We start from the raw sequence: 15573 nt of genomic DNA, 5'->3' as shown, positions 1-15573 counted from the left end.
CCGCCTATCCGAGGCCCGCGCGCTGAGGCCGGTGCAAGCGGCCGCCTATCCGAGGCCCGCGCGCTGAGGCCGGTGCAGCCGGTCGCCGCCCGCCAGGATCGCCGCCGCCAGCGCGTCCGCCGCTCCCTGGGCCGAGGGGCTGCGCCGGCCGTGCACCAGCACGAAGTCGACACCGCCCAGCTCGGGCAGGCCGGCCCGGTCCGGCACCCGGACGAGGCCGGGCGGGACGAGACCGCGCGAGTGCGCCATCACGCCCAGGCCCGCACGGGCGGCCGCGATCAGGCCGTTGAGGCTGCCGCTGGTGCACGCGATGCGCCAGTCGCGCCCCTCCCGCTGCAACGCGTCCAGGGCCAGCGCACGCGTGATACCGGGTGGCGGGTAGACGATGAGCGGCACCGGGCGGTCCGGTTCCAGGCGCAGCCGCTCCGCGCCGATCCACACCAGCCGGTCGCTCCACACCGGCTCGCCCCGCGGGTCCTCGGGCCGCCGCTTGGCCAGCACCAGGTCCAGCTTCCCGGCCGCCAGCTGCTCGTGCAGCGTGCCCGACAGCTCCACCGTCAGCTCCAGGTCCACCTCGGGGTGGTCGTGCCGGAAGCCCTCCAGGATCTCCGGCAGCCGGGTCAGCACGAAGTCCTCGGACGCCCCGAAGCGCAGCCGCCCGCGCAGCCGGGTGCCCGTGAAGAACGCCGTCGCCTGCTCGTGCACCTCCAGGATCCGGCGCGCGAACCCGAGCATCGCCTCCCCGTCCTCCGTCAGCTCCACGGAGTGCGTGTCCCGGCTGAACAGCTGCCGTCCGGTGGCGTCCTCGAGCCGCCGCACATGCTGGCTCACCGTCGACTGGCGCAGGCCGAGCCGCCGGGCGGCCTGCGTGAAGCTCAGGGTCTGGGCCACCGACAGGAACGTGCGCAGGTGCGAGGGGTCGTACATGACGCCAGGCTAGCGCTGCTCATCGGCGATCGTGATGACAGTCAGAGCGGTATGCCGGATTCCCGATCGCCGGGCGGCGGAGCACGATGGAGCGGGGACCCGTGACCCCATCGCAACGAGCGAGAACGAGTAAGCAGCGAGCAAGTGGAGCACCGTGAAACGCCTGCGTTGGCCGAGTTGGATGCCGATCGACCCGTACATCCTGCTGCTGCTCGGCACGGTGGGCCTCGCGGCGCTGCTGCCGGCCCGCGGCACGGGCGCGGACGTCGCCTCCGGCGCCTCCACCGGAGCGATCGCGTTCCTCTTCTTCCTCTACGGAGCCCGGCTCTCCACCCGTGAGGCGATGGACGGCGTACGGCACTGGCGGCTCCACGTCACCGTGCTGGCCTGCACCTTCGTCGTCTTCCCGCTGCTCGGCCTCGCGTCGCGCGGTCTGGTCCCGGTGTTCCTGACCGACCCCCTCTACCAGGGCCTGCTCTTCGTCACCCTGGTCCCGTCGACCATCCAGTCGTCGATCGCCTTCACCTCCATCGCCCGCGGCAACGTGCCCGCCGCGATCTGCGCCGGGTCCTTCTCCTCGCTGGTCGGCATCGTCGTCACACCGCTGCTGGCCGCGGCCCTGCTGGGCGGCAGCGGGGGCGGGTTCTCCGCCGACTCGGTGGTGAAGATCGTGCTGCAGCTCCTGGTGCCGTTCGTGGCCGGGCAACTGCTGCGCCGGTGGATCGGGGGCTTCGTCGCCCGGCACAAGAAGGTGCTCGGGCTCGTCGACCGGGGCTCGATCCTCCTGGTCGTCTACACGGCGTTCAGCGAGGGCATGGTGCAGGGCATCTGGCACCAGGTGAGCCCGGTGCGGCTGGCCGGGCTGCTGGCCGTCGAGGCGGTGCTGCTGGCGGTGGTGCTGGTCCTGACCTGGTACGGGGCGAAGGGGCTCGGCTTCGGCCGGGAGGACCGGATCGCGATCCAGTTCGCCGGGTCCAAGAAGTCGCTCGCCGCCGGACTGCCGATGGCCGGCGTCCTGTTCGGCGCCCAGGCCTCGCTCGCGGTACTGCCGCTGATGCTCTTCCACCAGATGCAGCTGATGGTGTGCGCGGTGATCGCCAAGCGGCGGTCGCACGACCCCGAGGCGCTCCCGTCCCAGGAGCGGCCGGCCGCCCCGGAGCGCACCGAGGTCGGCACCGGCGGCCGGTCCGCGTGACGCGTCCGTACCGAGGAGCCCGCCCCCCGAACCCGGGTGTCCCGGGCCCGCGGGGAGCGCGCCGCTTCCCGGGCGTCGGGGGCAGGGGCCCGGACCGGTCTCAGGGGACGAGTACGACCTTCCCGAGGTTGCCGCGCGAGGTGACGGCCTCGTGCGCCTTCGCCGCGTCCTCCAACGCGTAGGGCCCGTGCACGGCGGGCCGGAGCCCTTCCTCCGCGTACAGCCGCCACAGCTCCCGCCGCCACCCCTCGTACACGTCCGGCGTCTCCCGGGCGATCCGTGCGATCTGGAACCCCGTCACCGTCCTGGCCCCGACCAGCAGGTCGTACGCCCGCACGGTCCCGCCGCCCGAGCCGTACGCCACCAGCCGGCCGCCCGGGGCGAGGGCGCCGACCGCCGGGGTGAGGAGGTCGCCGCCCACACCGTCGAGGACGTAGTCGACGGGCTCGCCCCAGCCGTCGTCGCCGTAGACCACCACCTCGTCGGCACCGAGCGAACGCACGAAGTCCACCTTCCCGGGGTCGGAGACGGCGCCCACGACCCGCGCGGCGCCCCGGGCACGGGCGAGGCGGACGGCCAGGTGACCGACCCCGCTCGCCGCGGCCGTCACGAGTGCCGCCTCGCCGGGCCGGGGGCGGGCGGCCGACAGGGCGCCGAGGGCCACCAGACTGCTGCGCACCAGCGCGACCGCCTCGACCGCGCCGGCCCCGCCGGGAACCGGCGAGGTCATCTCCCGGCGCAGGACCGCGAAGTCGGCGTACCCGTGCCCGAAGCACAGCCCCGTGACGCGGTCGCCCACCGCGAGGCCGGTGACGTCGGCTCCGAGCGCGACGACCTCACCGGCGACCTCCCCGCCGAGCGGCACGGGCCCGGCGGCCTCGGTGACCTTGCGGACGACGGGCAGGGTCACGCCGACCGCCTCGCAGCGCACCAGGACCTCACCGGCGTCCGGCCGGGGCACGGGGACCTCTTCGAGGAACAGCGGGCCGCCGGGGGACGCGTAACGGACACGGCGCATGGAAGCGCACCTCCGGGAAGTCGGGGAACCGTTGGTGCTCCCAACGGTAAGCCGAGAATCGTGGGGAAGTCCAACGATTACCGGTAGGCTTTCGCCATGACCGCCGCACCGCTGCCCGAGATCCGCTCCCTCCCCAGCTGGCTGCTGGGCCGCGCCGCCGCCCGCGGGCGGGCCCTGGTGGCCGACGCGCTGGCGGCCGAGGGCCTGAAGATGTGGCACCACGTGGTGCTCTCGGCCGTCCGCGACCTCGCCCCGGTCGCGCAGGCGGACCTGGGGCGCGGCATCGGGCTCGATCCGAAGGACCTGGTGGGCGTCCTCAACGACCTGCAGTCCGCGGGTCTCGTCGTCCGGGTGCCGGACCCCGGCGACCGCCGCAAGAACGCGGTGTCGCTCACGGAGGAGGGCGGCCGGGTACTGGCCCGCTGCGAGGAGGCGGCCCGCGCGGCCAACGACGAGCTGCTGGCCCCGCTCACCGAGGACGAGCGGGCACGGCTCATGGACCTGGTCCGGCGGGTCGCCGGTACGGAGGCGGACGGCTGAGGGCGACGGCCGGCGCCGTCGGCCGGCGGCGCGGTCGGCGGGCGCGGTCGAGGCGGGGCCCCAGGGGCGCAGGGGGCGCTCCCCGCCCGGCAGGGGCCCCGCCGCCGTGTCGCGGGGAGGGGTGAGGTCAGCCCTGGGCGGCCGCGGCCCGCAGGGCGACGCGGTCCTCGCCCGCGTACACGTTCATGGAGCTGCCGCGCAGGAAGCCCACCAGCGTCAGGCCGGTCTCGGCGGCGAGGTCCACCGCGAGCGAGGACGGCGCGGACACCGCGGCCAGCACCGGGACGCCCGCCATCACGGCCTTCTGCGCCAGCTCGAAGGAGGCCCGGCCCGACACCAGCAGCACGGAGCGCGACAACGGCAGATCGCCGTTCTGCAGGGCGCGGCCGACGAGTTTGTCGACCGCGTTGTGCCGGCCCACGTCCTCCCGCACGTCCACCAGCTCGCCGTCCTCGGTGAACAGCGCCGCCGCGTGCAGCCCGCCGGTCCGGTCGAAGACCCGCTGGGACGCGCGCAGCCGGTCGGGCAGGTCCGCCAGCAGCTCCGGCGCGACGCGCACCGGGGGAGTGTCGGCGATGGGCCAGCGGGCCGTCGTGCGCACCGCGTCCAGGCTCGCCTTGCCGCACAGCCCGCAGGACGAGGTGGTGTAGACGTTCCGCTCCAGGGTGATGTCCGGGACGCGCACACCCGGGGCGGTCCGCACGTCGACCACGTTGTAGGTGTTGGAACCGTCGACCGTGGCGCCCGCGCAGTACACGATGTTCTGCAGGTCGCCCTGCTCGGCGAGCACGCCCTCGCTGACCAGGAACCCCGCGGCGAGGGCGAAGTCGTCGCCCGGGGTGCGCATCGTGATCGCGAGGGGTTTGCCGTTCAGCCGGATCTCCAGCGGCTCCTCGGCGACGAGCGTGTCCGGCCGGGTGGAGACCGCGCCGTCCCGTACGCGGATCACCTTGCGTCGTTCCGTGACTCGTCCCATGTTCGTGCCCCTTGCGCCGGTCGGTGTGCCGGTCAGTCCCGGTTCTGTACGTGCTGGTAGCCGAAGCGGCCCTTGATGCACAGGTTGCCGTGGGTCACCGGGTTGTCGTGCGGAGAGGTGACCTTGACGATCTCATTGTCCTGCACATGGAGCGTGAGGTTGCAGCCCACACCGCAGTAGGCGCACACCGTCGTCGTCTCCGTCTGCCGCTCCTCGTCCCAGGTGCCCGCCGCCCGCATGTCGTACTCCGACTTGAAGGACAGGGCGCCCGTGGGGCACACCTCGACGCAGTTGCCGCAGTACACGCACGCCGAGTCGGTCAGCGGGCCGTCGTGCTCGACCGAGATCCGGGCGTCGAAGCCGCGGCCGGAGACGGAGATGGCGAAGCTGTTCTGCCACTGGTCGCCGCAGGCGTCCACGCACTTGTAGCAGAGGATGCACTTGCCGTAGTCGCGCACGTAGAGGTCGTTGTCGACGCGCGGTTCCTCGTCGACGCGGGCCGCGTCCGGGCCGAAGCGGTCGGGTTTCGCCTCGTACTCCTTGAGCCACTGGGCGACCGAAGGGGTCGTGGAGAGGTCGACCGAGGAGGCGAGGAGTTCGAGGACGATCTTGCGGCTGTGCCGGGCGCGCTCGGTGTCCGTGCGCACCACCATGCCGGGCTCCGCCCTGCGCGAGCAGGCCGGCGCGAGGGTCCTGGCGCCCTCCACGTCCACCACGCAGACCCGGCAGGCGTTCTTCGGGGTGAGCGTGTCGCCCTCGCACAGGGTCGGGACGTCCTTCCCGGCGGCCCGGCAGGCGTCGAGGATCGTGGACCCTTCGGGGACCCGGGCCTCCTGCCCGTCGAGGGTGAACTCCACCAGACGGCGCGGCACTCCGAGCGGTATCGCGGTCATTCGTACGCCCCCAGACGGTCGATGGCGGATTCCACGGCGTTCCACGCGGTCTGCCCGAGACCGCAGATCGAGGCGTCCCGCATCGCGCGGCCGACCTCGCGGAGCAGGGCGATGTCGTCGGCCGCCGCGGCGCCCGTGCGATCGGCGATCCGGTGCAGCGCCTCCTCCTGGCGCACGGTCCCGACCCGGCACGGCACGCACTGCCCGCACGACTCGTCGCGGAAGAACTCGGCGATGCGCAGGAGGAGGCGGGGGAGCGGGACCGTGTCGTCGAAGGCCATGACGACGCCGGAGCCCAGGGTCGTGCCCGCCTCGCGGGTGCCTTCGAAGGTGAGCGGGATGTCCAGCTCGTCGGGGCGGACGAAACCGCCGGCGGCGCCGCCGAGCAGCGCCGCGCGCAGGTTGTCGCGGACGCCGGCGAGGGTGAGCAGCTCGCCGAGCGTCGCGCCGAAGGGGAGTTCGTAGACGCCGGGGCGGGCCACGGTGCCGGACACGCAGAACAGCTTGGGGCCGGTGGACGTCGGGGTGCCGATCGCGGCGTACGCCTCGGCGCCCATCGTCAGGATGGGGAGGACGTTGACGAGGGTCTCCACGTTGTTCTCGACCGTGGGTTTGCCGAACAGGCCCTTCTCGACGGGGAACGGCGGCTTGGAGCGGGGCTCGCCGCGGTGGCCCTCGATGGAGTTGAACAGGGCCGTCTCCTCGCCGCAGATGTACGCGCCCGCGCCGCGCCGGATCTCGATGTCGAAGGCGTAGCCCTGGCCGAGGACGTCGTCGCCGAGCAGGCCGCGGGTGCGGGCCTGCTCGATGGCGTGGGTGAGGCGGGCCAGCGCGCGGGGGTACTCGCCGCGGAGGTAGAGGTGGCCCTGGTGGGCGCCGGTCGCGTAGGCCGCGATCGTCATGGCCTCGACCAGGGCGTACGGGTCGCCCTCCATGAGGACGCGGTCCTTGAAGGTGCCCGGTTCGGATTCGTCGGCGTTGCAGACGAGGTAGTGCGGGTGGTCGGGCTGGGCGGCCGTCGCCTGCCACTTGCGGCCGGTGGGGAAGGCGGCGCCGCCGCGGCCGACCAGGCCGGCGTCGGTGACCTCGCGGATGACGGCGGCGGGGCCGAGGGCGAAGGCGCGGCGCAGGGCGGTGTAGCCGCCGTGGGCGCGGTAGTCGTCGAGGGAGGTGGGGTCTGTGGTGCCGATGCGGTGGAGGAGGGTGAGGGTGGGGTCGCCGGACTGGGGGACGGCGGTTTCGGGGGCGGGTTCGGTGGGGGCGGTTTCGGGGGCGGTGGCCGCCGCAATCGCTTGGGCGGGGGTTGCGGGGGCGCATACCGCCGTCGCGCGGAGGGTGTTTCGCCCCCGCCGCCCCTTCCCTTTCCCGTCCCCGGGGGCTGCGCCCCCGGACCCCCCTTCGGCCTGGACGGCCTCGTCCTCAAACGCCGGACGGGCTGGAGTGCCCGCCCGGATCGTCAGAGTTGCCGGGGCCCGTTCGCACAGGCCCAGGCACGGGCTTCGCTCGACCTTCACGCCGCTCTGGGGGCCCAGCCGTGACTCCACGGCCGCGCACAGCTCGCTCGCCCCCGCCGTCGTGCACGCCAGGTCCGTGCAGACGTGCAGGACCGTGGCCGGGCGGGGGCGGACCGAGAACATGGCGTAGAAGGTGGCCACCCCGTACGCCTCGGCCGGAGGGACGGTCAGGCGGCGGCACACGTAGTCCAGGGCGCCCTCGCTGATCCAGCCGACCCGGTCGTTGAGCGCGTGCAGGGCCGGCAGGAGCTGGTCGCGGCGGTCCCGGGCCTCGCGGCCCCCGCGCGCCCATCTGAGGTCGGCGTGGGAGCGGTCCGCGCCCTCCCAGGAGGACTCGGGCGGGCCCAGCAGGGCGTCGACGGCGGCGCGTTCCTCGTCCGTCGGTTTGCTGTCACCGAAGCGCAGGTCCACTGGCGCTCACCTTCTCGATCCGGATCGCCGAGGCCTTGAACTCCGCCGTCCCGGCGATCGGGCAGTTGGCCTCGATGGTCAGCTGGTTGGTGTCCACCTCGTCGGGAAAGTGGAAGCTCATGAAGGCCAGGCCGGGGCGCAGGGCCGTGTCGACCCAGACCGGCGCGAGCAGTGAACCGCGCCGGGAGGTGACCCGGACCTCCTCGCCGACCACGACGCCGTAGCGTTCGGCGTCCTCCGGGCAGAGTTCGACGGACTCCCCGCGGCGCAGGGGAGAGGAGTAACCGCCGCTCTGCACACCGGTGTTGTAGGAGTCGAGACGGCGTCCCGTGGTCAGCCGGATCGGGTACTGCTCGTCGGTCAGGTCCACGGGCGGGTCGTGCCGGACGAGGCCGAAGGGGGCGAGGCGGCCGCGGGCGGCAGGGTCCGCGGACCACAACCTGCCGTGCAGGTACGTCGGTTCCAGGTCCTCCGTGCTCGGACACGGCCACTGGATGCCCTGGTGCTCCTCCAGACGGGCGTACGTCATGCCGTGGTGGTCGGGGGAGAGGGAGCGCAGCTCGTTCCAGACCGCCTCCGCGTCGGCGTACTTCCAGTCGTGGCCCAGGCGGGCCGCGAGGTCGCAGAGGATGTCGATGTCCTCGCGGGCCTCACCCGGCGGGGTGACCGCCCTGCGGACGCGTTGTACGCGCCGTTCGCTGTTGGTGGTGGTGCCCTCGGTCTCCGCCCAGCCGGCCGTCGCCGGGAGGACCACGTCGGCCAGTTCGGCGGTTTTGGTGAGGAAGATGTCCTGGACCACCAGGAAGTCCAGAGCGCGCAGGCGGCGTACCGCCCGGTCCGCGTCCGCCTCCGACTGGGCCGGGTTCTCGCCGATGCAGTAGACGGCGCGGAGGGTGCCGTCGTCCATGGCCTCGAACATCTCCGTCAGGGTGAGACCGTGGTGCGGCTCGACCACCGTGTCCCACGCCGTCTCGAACTTCCGGCGGACCTCCGGGTCGAGGACGTCCTGGAAGCCGGGGAGGCGGTTGGGGATGGCGCCCATGTCGCCGCCGCCCTGCACGTTGTTCTGGCCGCGCAGCGGCTGCAGGCCGGAGCCGTAGCGGCCGACGTGGCCGGTGAGCAGGGAGAGGTTGATCAGGGCGCGGACGTTGTCCGTGCCGTTGTGGTGCTCGGTGATGCCGAGGGTCCAGCACAGCTGGGCGCGCTCGGCGCGGGCGTAGGCGTGCGCCAGTTCGCGGATGGCGGCGGCCGGTACGCCCGTCACCTTCTCGGCGAGGGAGAGGGTCCAGGGTTCGACCAGGGCCTTGTAGTCCTCGTAGCCCGTCGTCGCGCGGGCGATGAACGCCTCGTTGGCCAGGCCCGAGTGGATGATCTCGCGGCCGACCGCGTGCGCCAGCGGGATGTCGGTGCCGACGTTCGGGCCGAGCCAGCTCTCCGCCCACTCGGCGGTCGAGGTGCGGCGCGGGTCCACCGCGTACATGCGGGCGCCGCCCCGGATGCCCTTCAGGACGTGCTGGAAGAAGATCGGGTGCGCGAAGCGGGCGTTGGAGCCCCACATCACGATGACGTCGGTGTGCTCGATCTCCTCGTAGGAGGAGGTGCCGCCGCCCGAGCCGAAGGCGGCCGACAGGCCCGCGACGCTGGGCGCGTGGCAGGTGCGGTTGCAGGAGTCGACGTTGTGGGTGCCCATGACCACCCGGGCGAACTTCTGCGCCACGTAGTTCATCTCGTTGGTCGCCCGCGCGCAGGAGAACATCCCGAACGCGCCGCGCGCCGCCGCCAGGCCCCGCGCCGTGCGGTCCAGGGCCTCCTCCCAGGTCGCCCGGCGGAAGGGCTCGTCGCGCGAGTCCCGGACCAGGGGGTGGGTGAGGCGGGTGTAGGTCTTGGGGGTTCGGTCGCGTTTCCTCATGCGGCGCTCCTCAGTGCGAGCAGGTCCGACAGGGCGTGCACGGTGCGCAGGGTGGGCACCGGGACCCCGGTGATCTCCGCCAGTTCGACGACGGCCGCGAGCAGGACGTCGAGTTCGAGCGGCTTGCCGCGCTCCAGGTCCTGGAGCGTGGAGGTGCGGTGGTCGCCGACCTTCTCGGCGCCCGCGAGCCGGCGCTCGATGGAGACGCCCACCTCGCAGCCGAGGGCCGCGGCGACCGCCAGCGTCTCGGTCATCATGGTCTCGATGACCTCGCGGGTGCCGCCGTGCCGGCACATCTGGCGCATGGTGGCCCGGACCAGGGCACTGATCGGGTTGAAGGAGATGTTGCCCAGCAGCTTCAGCCAGATGTCGCCCCGCAGGTCCGGTTCGACCGGGCACTTCAAACCGCCCGCGCGCATCGCCTCGCTGAACGCCAGGCACCGCGCCGAGACCTCCCGGCCGGGCTCGCCGATCGAGAACCGGGTGCCTTCCACGTGCCGTACGACGCCCGGCTGTTCCAGTTCGGTGGCCGCGTACACGACGCAGCCGACGGCCCGTTCGGGCGCGAGCACCGCACTGACCGCGCCGGCCGGGTCCACGCTTTCGAGGCGGCGCCCGTCCCAGGGGCCGCCGTGCCGGTGGAAGTACCACCAGGGGATGCCGTTCTGGGCGGCCACTACCGCCGTGGAGTCGTGCAGGAGCGGCTCGATCAGCGGCCCGCACGCCGCGTACGAGTTCGCCTTCAGACCCAGGAACACGTAGTCGACCGGGCCGACTTCGGCCGGGTCGTCGGTGGCGCGCGGGTGCGCGGTGAAGTCGCCGCGCGGGCTGCGCACCCGAACTCCGTACTGCCTCATGGCCGCCAGATGCGGTCCACGGGCGATGAGATGCACGTCGGCGCCCGCACGGTGGAGCGCGGCGCCCACGTAGGCGCCGATCGCCCCGGCGCCGAGGACTGCGACTTTCATGGCGGGGGAGCTCCGTTCGGTCGAGGGATACCGAGGAGGAACCGAAAAGTGTCTGTCGACGAAATATTGTCTACAGTATGGAGGTTGGGGCGGCAAGGCCCTGTGCAGCAGTGGTGGTGGTCCGTGGCCGCGTGTTCGGCTTCTGTAGTTGTCGGCTCAACAGTCTTCTCAAGCGCTTTCCGGATGCCTACGGTTGGGGACCCATGAGTCCCCCCGTCGCACCCCCGGGCTGGAGCCGCTGGCTCGTCCCCCCGGCCGCTCTCTCGGTCCACCTCTCCATCGGGCAGGCCTACGCCTGGTCCGTGTTCAAACCGCCCCTGGAGTCCGCGCTCGGCCTCAGCGGCACGCAGAGCGCGCTGCCCTTCCAGCTCGGCATCGTCATGCTCGGTCTGTCCGCCGCTTTCGGCGGCACGCTCGTGGAACGGCACGGGCCGCGCTGGGCGATGACCGTCGCCCTGGTCTGCTTCTCGTCCGGCTTCCTGCTCTCCGCGCTCGGCGCGGCGGTGGAGCAGTACTGGCTGATCGTCCTCGGCTACGGCTTCGTCGGCGGGATCGGCCTCGGCATCGGCTACATCTCGCCCGTCTCCACGCTGATCAAGTGGTTCCCGGACCGGCCCGGCATGGCCACCGGCATCGCCATCATGGGCTTCGGCGGCGGCGCGCTCATCGCCTCGCCCTGGTCGGCGCAGATGCTGAAGTCCTTCGGCACCGACAACTCGGGGATCGCCCTCGCCTTCCTCGTCCACGGACTGACGTACGCCGTCTTCATGCTGCTCGGCGTGCTGCTGGTGCGGGTGCCCCGGCCCAGGGAACGGGCGGACGGGCGGCCCGCGCCGCTCGAAGGCGTCCAGGTCTCGGCGCGCTCGGCCATGCGCACCCCGCAGTTCTGGCTGCTGTGGATCGTGCTCTGCATGAACGTCACGGCCGGCATCGGCATCCTGGAGAAGGCCGCGCCGATGATCCGGGACTTCTTCGCCGACACCTCCACACCGGTGTCGGCCACCGCGGCGGCAGGTTTCGTGGCGCTGCTGTCGGCGGCCAACATGGCGGGCCGACTCGGCTGGTCCTCCGCCTCCGACCTGATCGGACGCAAGAACATCTACCGCGTGTACCTCGGCGTCGGTGCGCTGATGTACACCCTGATCGCACTGTTCGGCGACTCCTCCAAGCCGCTGTTCGTCCTGTGCGCACTGGTCGTCCTGTCCTTCTACGGCGGTGGCTTCTCCACCGCCCCCGCCTACCTCAAGGACCTCTTCGGCACCTACCAGGTCGGCGCGATCCACGGACGGCTGCTCACCGCCTGGTCGCTGGCCGGCGTCCTCGGGCCGCTCATCGTGAACTGGATCGCCGACCACCAGGAGGAGGCCGGACGGCACGGCTCGGCGCTGTACGGCACGTCCTTCCTCATCATGATCGGGCTGCTGGTCGTCGGCTTCGTCGCCAACGAACTGATCCGGCCCGTGCACGCCCGGCACCACGAACCCGCCGCCACCGTCCCCGCGCAGCCCGCGCAGAAGGAGGGCAACGATGTCAGCCGACAGCAGCCAGAGTCCGCCTGACGCGGCCGGACCGGCCGACCGGCGGCCGCTGATCGCCTTCACCTGGCTCTGGGTGGGCGCGCCGCTCGCCTACGGGCTGTACGAACTCGTCCGGAAGGCGACCCAGCTCTTCACCGGATGAGGGTGGGGCAGGGGAGCCGCGACGGCCGACGGCGGCGGAGGATGCTGACCGAAGCCGACAAGCCGGGCGCCGGATTCCTGTCGTAACACCTGCCGTCGTACCCGTCGGTCACTGATCACACTGGTGGATCCCGTACCCCGAGGCAGCGAGGACTCCACCCATGCACCACGGCTCCCGCATCACCGCCGTCGGCCACTACCAGCCCGCCAGGATCCTCACCAACGAGGACCTGGCGGGCACGGTCGACACCAGCGACGAGTGGATCAGGAGCCGGGTGGGCATCCGTACGCGCCGGATCGCCGGACCCGACGAGCCGGTCGACGAGCTGGCCGGCCACGCCGCCGCGAAGGCGCTCGCGGCGGCCGGGCTGACCCCCGCCGACGTGGACCTGGTGGTGGTCGCCACCTCCACCGCGATCGACCGCTCCCCGAACACCGCCGCCCGCGTCGCGGCCCGCCTCGGCATCCCCGGGCCCGCCGCGCTGGACCTCAACGTGGTGTGCGCCGGCTTCACCCACGCCCTGGCCACCGCCGACCACGCCGTACGGGCCGGATCCTCGAGCCGGGCCCTGGTCGTCGGGGCGGACAAGATGTCCGAGGTCGTCGACTGGACCGACCGCAGCACCTGTGTGCTGGTCGGCGACGGGGCGGGGGCCGCCGTCGTCGAGGCGTGCGCGCCGGGCGAGGAGGCCGGGATCGGGCCGGTGCTGTGGGGGTCGGTGCCCGAGATGGGCAACGCGGTCCGCATCGAGGGGACACCGCCCCGGTTCGCGCAGGAGGGGCAGAGCGTCTACCGCTGGGCGACCACCCGGCTGCCCGCCATCGCGCGCCAGGCCTGCGAGCGCTCCGGTCTCGCGCCGGCCGATCTCGCCGCGGTCGTCCTGCACCAGGCCAACCTGCGCATCATCGAACCCCTCGCCGCGAAGATCGGCGCCGTGAACGCCGTCGTCGCCCGCGACGTCGTGGACTCCGGCAACACGTCGGCGGCGAGCATCCCCCTCGCCCTCTCCAAGCTGGTCGAGCGGGGCGAGATCACCAGCGGGGACCCGGTGCTGCTGTTCGGCTTCGGCGGCAACCTCTCCTACGCGGGACAGGTCGTCCGCTGCCCCTGACCACCCCGCCCCCCCCGCGATGTGACGTGGTCTACACACCGGCGCGCCGGGAGTGCGCCGTAGACTGTAGACGAAAGACAATCAATACTGCGCGTACGAGTGGTGCGCGTACTGGTTGTGTGCCGGCCGTCGAGGGGGGACCGATGTTGTCCGCAGGACTGCCGCAGGGCGCGGTGCCCAAGCTGGAGCGACCCGGCCCGTTGCGGGACCGTGTCTACGAGGCGCTGCTCGAACTCATCACCACGCGGGCCCTCCAGCCGGGCCAGCACCTCGTGGAGAGCGAACTCGCCGGTCACCTCGGGGTGTCGAGGCAGCCGGTGCGCGAGGCGCTGCAGCGGCTCAACACCGAGGGCTGGGTCGATCTGCGCCCCGCGCAGGGCGCCTTCGTGCACGAGCCCACCGAGGCGGAGGCCGACCAGCTCCTGACCGTGCGTACGCTCCTGGAGGCCGAGGCGGCGCGGCTGGCCGCGGCCAACGCCTCCAGTGCCGGCATCGCCGCACTGGAGGAGCTGTGCGCGGAGGGGGAGCGGGCCGTCGCCGCCGAGGACGTGGACGCCGCGGTCGCCTTCAACGCCCGCTTCCACCGCAAGGTCATGGAGCTGGCGGGCAACACCGTCCTCGCCGAACTCGCCGCACAGGTCGACCGCCGGGTCCGGTGGTACTACACCCCGGTCGCCCGGCAGCGCGGCCGGCAGTCCTGGATCGAGCACCGCAAGCTGATCGCCGCCATCACCGAGCGGGACGAGCAGGCGGCGACCCGGCTGATGCGCGAGCACACGGAACACACCCGGCGTTCGTACCACGCCCGCGGGGAATCCTGAGGTCAAAGCCCGTTCAGGGCCCGTTCGGAGCAGTGCGCAGGCCGCCCGGCAGGTTCGCCGGGCGGCCTTGTCGTGTGCGGGCCCGTCCGGCGCCGCACCCTTCTTTGTCCACTCAGTGGAGAAAGCTTGCGGCAATTCCTGCGTAACTTCTTCCCACACCCGGCGCCCACTGCTACGTTCCCTCCGAAAGCAAGCCACTGGACGAGGCCGGAAGACCGGCACACTCACAGCCGATTGAGGCGGGGAGGGGCTCGTGAGACGCATGACCGCACGACCCGCGAACGCCCACCAAGCGCGACTGCTCCAGCTGTTGCGCGACGGTGGGCCCAACTCCCGCGCCCAGCTGGGCGACCAGGTCGACCTCTCGCGGTCGAAACTGGCCGTCGAGGTGGACCGGCTGCTGGAGACCGGACTCGTCGTCGCCGACGGACTCGCCGCCTCGCGCGGCGGGCGCCGCAGCCACAACGTCCGGCTCAATCCCGAACTGCGGTTCCTCGGCGTCGACATCGGCGCGACCTCGGTCGACGTCGCCGTCACCAACGCCGAGCTGGAGATCCTCGGGCACATCAACCAGCCCCTGGACGTGCGCGAGGGTCCGGTCGCGGTCTTCGAGCAGGTGCTGTCGATGGCCGCCAAGCTGCGGGCCTCCGGGCTCGCGGAGGGCTTCGACGGCGCCGGCATCGGCGTCCCGGGACCGGTCCGCTTCCCCGAGGGCGTGCCGGTGGCGCCGCCGATCATGCCGGGCTGGGACGGCTTCCCCGTGCGGGAGGCACTCAGCCAGGAACTCGGCTGCCCCGTCATGGTCGACAACGACGTGAACCTGATGGCGCTGGGCGAGCAGCACGCGGGCGTCGCCCGCACCCAGCAGGACTTCCTCGTCGTCAAGATCGGTACCGGCATCGGCTGCGGCATCGTCGTCGGCGGGGACGTGTACCGCGGGACGACGGGCAGCGCGGGCGACATCGGGCACATCCAGGCCGTGCCCGACGGACGCCAGTGCGCCTGCGGCAACCGCGGCTGCCTGGAGGCCCACTTCAGCGGCGCGGCCCTGGCCCGCGACGCCACGGAGGCCGCCCAGCAGGGGCAGTCGGCCGAACTCGCGAACCGGCTGGAGGCGAACGGCGGCCTCAGCGCCGCCGACGTCGCCGCCGCGGCAGCCGCGGGCGACGCCACCGCGCTGGAGCTGATCAGGGAGGGCGGCCGCAGCACCGGCCAGGTCATCGCCGGCCTGGTCAGCTTCTTCAACCCCGGCCTGGTGGTGATCGGCGGCGGGGTGACCGGCCTCGGCCACAACCTGCTCGCCGCGATCCGCACCCAGGTCTACCGCCAGTCGCTGCCCCTGGCGACCGGCAACCTGCCCATCGTCCTTGGGGAGTTGGGTCCCACCGCCGGAGTCATCGGCGCGGCCCGGCTGATCAGCGACCACCTGTTCTCACCCGCGTAGCACCCGTCTTCGTACTCGCGCAGCACTCGTTTTCCCACCCGCGCAGCACTTCTTCGGTTCCGCAGATCCACCAGCACGGCGCTCCACCCCGTCATGCCCTGTTCCGCATCACCGTCACCCGCTTCGCCACGCCCTGCTCCGCTCTGCCCTGACACCGGCCCGCAAG

At 72.7% G+C, this 15573-nt stretch carries 14 protein-coding genes; 7 read left to right on the top strand and 7 right to left on the bottom strand.

The annotated features are described in order from the left end of the window. Window positions 1-45 precede the first annotated feature (45 nt). On the bottom strand, window positions 46-927 hold the full coding sequence (locus D1J63_RS05570) for a LysR substrate-binding domain-containing protein (protein ID WP_102929515.1): 882 nt from the start codon (window positions 925-927) through the stop codon (window positions 46-48). Window positions 928-1108: 181 nt separating this feature from the next. Between D1J63_RS05570 and D1J63_RS05565 the strand changes: the two genes are divergently transcribed. Continuing rightward, window positions 1109-2122, top strand: a complete 1014-nt coding sequence (locus D1J63_RS05565) for a bile acid:sodium symporter family protein (RefSeq protein ID WP_164713153.1) — start codon at window positions 1109-1111, stop codon at window positions 2120-2122. 100 nt (window positions 2123-2222) lie between these two features. On the opposite strand, the gene D1J63_RS05560 is transcribed toward D1J63_RS05565, so the two are convergent. Next, window positions 2223-3140, bottom strand: coding sequence for a zinc-binding dehydrogenase (locus D1J63_RS05560; RefSeq protein ID WP_125627982.1), 918 nt, complete (start codon window positions 3138-3140; stop codon window positions 2223-2225). Window positions 3141-3236: 96 nt separating this feature from the next. Between D1J63_RS05560 and D1J63_RS05555 the strand changes: the two genes are divergently transcribed. Continuing rightward, window positions 3237-3680 carry a MarR family winged helix-turn-helix transcriptional regulator gene (locus tag D1J63_RS05555; RefSeq protein ID WP_102929412.1) on the top strand — a complete coding sequence of 148 codons (444 nt, stop codon included), beginning with the start codon at window positions 3237-3239 and terminating at the stop codon, window positions 3678-3680. Between the two features lie 127 nt (window positions 3681-3807). Here the strand turns inward: D1J63_RS05555 and fdhD are convergent, their stop codons facing one another. The 5 genes from fdhD to D1J63_RS05530 are packed head-to-tail and all read right to left on the bottom strand — an operon-like array spanning window position 3808 to window position 10351. Beyond that, complete coding sequence (gene fdhD, locus D1J63_RS05550) at window positions 3808-4656, bottom strand: formate dehydrogenase accessory sulfurtransferase FdhD (RefSeq protein ID WP_125627981.1); 849 nt, start codon at window positions 4654-4656, stop codon at window positions 3808-3810. Window positions 4657-4688: 32 nt separating this feature from the next. Further along, window positions 4689-5549 carry a 2Fe-2S iron-sulfur cluster-binding protein gene (locus tag D1J63_RS05545; protein ID WP_125627980.1) on the bottom strand — a complete coding sequence of 287 codons (861 nt, stop codon included), beginning with the start codon at window positions 5547-5549 and terminating at the stop codon, window positions 4689-4691. Then, window positions 5546-7474, bottom strand: coding sequence for an NAD(P)H-dependent oxidoreductase subunit E (locus tag D1J63_RS05540; RefSeq protein WP_125627979.1), 1929 nt, complete (start codon window positions 7472-7474; stop codon window positions 5546-5548). The genes D1J63_RS05545 and D1J63_RS05540 overlap by 4 nt, the downstream gene beginning before the upstream one ends. Next, entirely contained in the window at window positions 7455-9383 is a 1929-nt protein-coding gene (locus D1J63_RS05535) for a molybdopterin-dependent oxidoreductase (RefSeq protein ID WP_125627978.1), read from the bottom strand. Before D1J63_RS05535 ends, D1J63_RS05540 begins: the two co-directional genes overlap by 20 nt. After that, window positions 9380-10351, bottom strand: a complete 972-nt coding sequence (locus D1J63_RS05530; protein ID WP_125627977.1) for a 2-dehydropantoate 2-reductase — start codon at window positions 10349-10351, stop codon at window positions 9380-9382. The genes D1J63_RS05535 and D1J63_RS05530 overlap by 4 nt, the downstream gene beginning before the upstream one ends. Window positions 10352-10554: 203 nt before the next feature. Here D1J63_RS05530 and D1J63_RS05525 point away from each other — a divergent pair, with 203 nt between their 5' ends. The 5 genes from D1J63_RS05525 to D1J63_RS05510 all read left to right on the top strand — a co-directional run bounded on the left by D1J63_RS05525 (window position 10555) and on the right by D1J63_RS05510 (window position 15407). Then, window positions 10555-11910, top strand: coding sequence for an OFA family MFS transporter (locus D1J63_RS05525; protein ID WP_061441387.1), 1356 nt, complete (start codon window positions 10555-10557; stop codon window positions 11908-11910). After that, window positions 11879-12031: a hypothetical protein gene (locus D1J63_RS36655; protein WP_164712728.1), complete on the top strand. Its 153-nt coding sequence runs from the start codon at window positions 11879-11881 to the stop codon at window positions 12029-12031. The genes D1J63_RS05525 and D1J63_RS36655 overlap by 32 nt, the downstream gene beginning before the upstream one ends. A gap of 160 nt (window positions 12032-12191) precedes the next feature. Continuing rightward, on the top strand, window positions 12192-13142 hold the full coding sequence (locus D1J63_RS05520; protein WP_102929664.1) for a beta-ketoacyl-ACP synthase III: 951 nt from the start codon (window positions 12192-12194) through the stop codon (window positions 13140-13142). A 143-nt stretch (window positions 13143-13285) separates the two neighbouring features. Next, window positions 13286-13963 carry a GntR family transcriptional regulator gene (locus D1J63_RS05515; RefSeq protein WP_102929663.1) on the top strand — a complete coding sequence of 226 codons (678 nt, stop codon included), beginning with the start codon at window positions 13286-13288 and terminating at the stop codon, window positions 13961-13963. Between the two features lie 262 nt (window positions 13964-14225). Then, window positions 14226-15407, top strand: a complete 1182-nt coding sequence (locus tag D1J63_RS05510; RefSeq protein ID WP_125627976.1) for an ROK family transcriptional regulator — start codon at window positions 14226-14228, stop codon at window positions 15405-15407. The last annotated feature ends 166 nt before the right edge of the window (window positions 15408-15573 follow it).

It is taken from the genome of Streptomyces sp. KPB2 (genome assembly GCF_003950055.1).
GTDB classification, from domain to species: Bacteria; Actinomycetota; Actinomycetes; order Streptomycetales; family Streptomycetaceae; genus Streptomyces; species Streptomyces salinarius.
The sequence above is the reverse complement of the archived record's forward strand: the minus strand, read 5'-3'. Positions and strand labels throughout refer to the sequence as shown.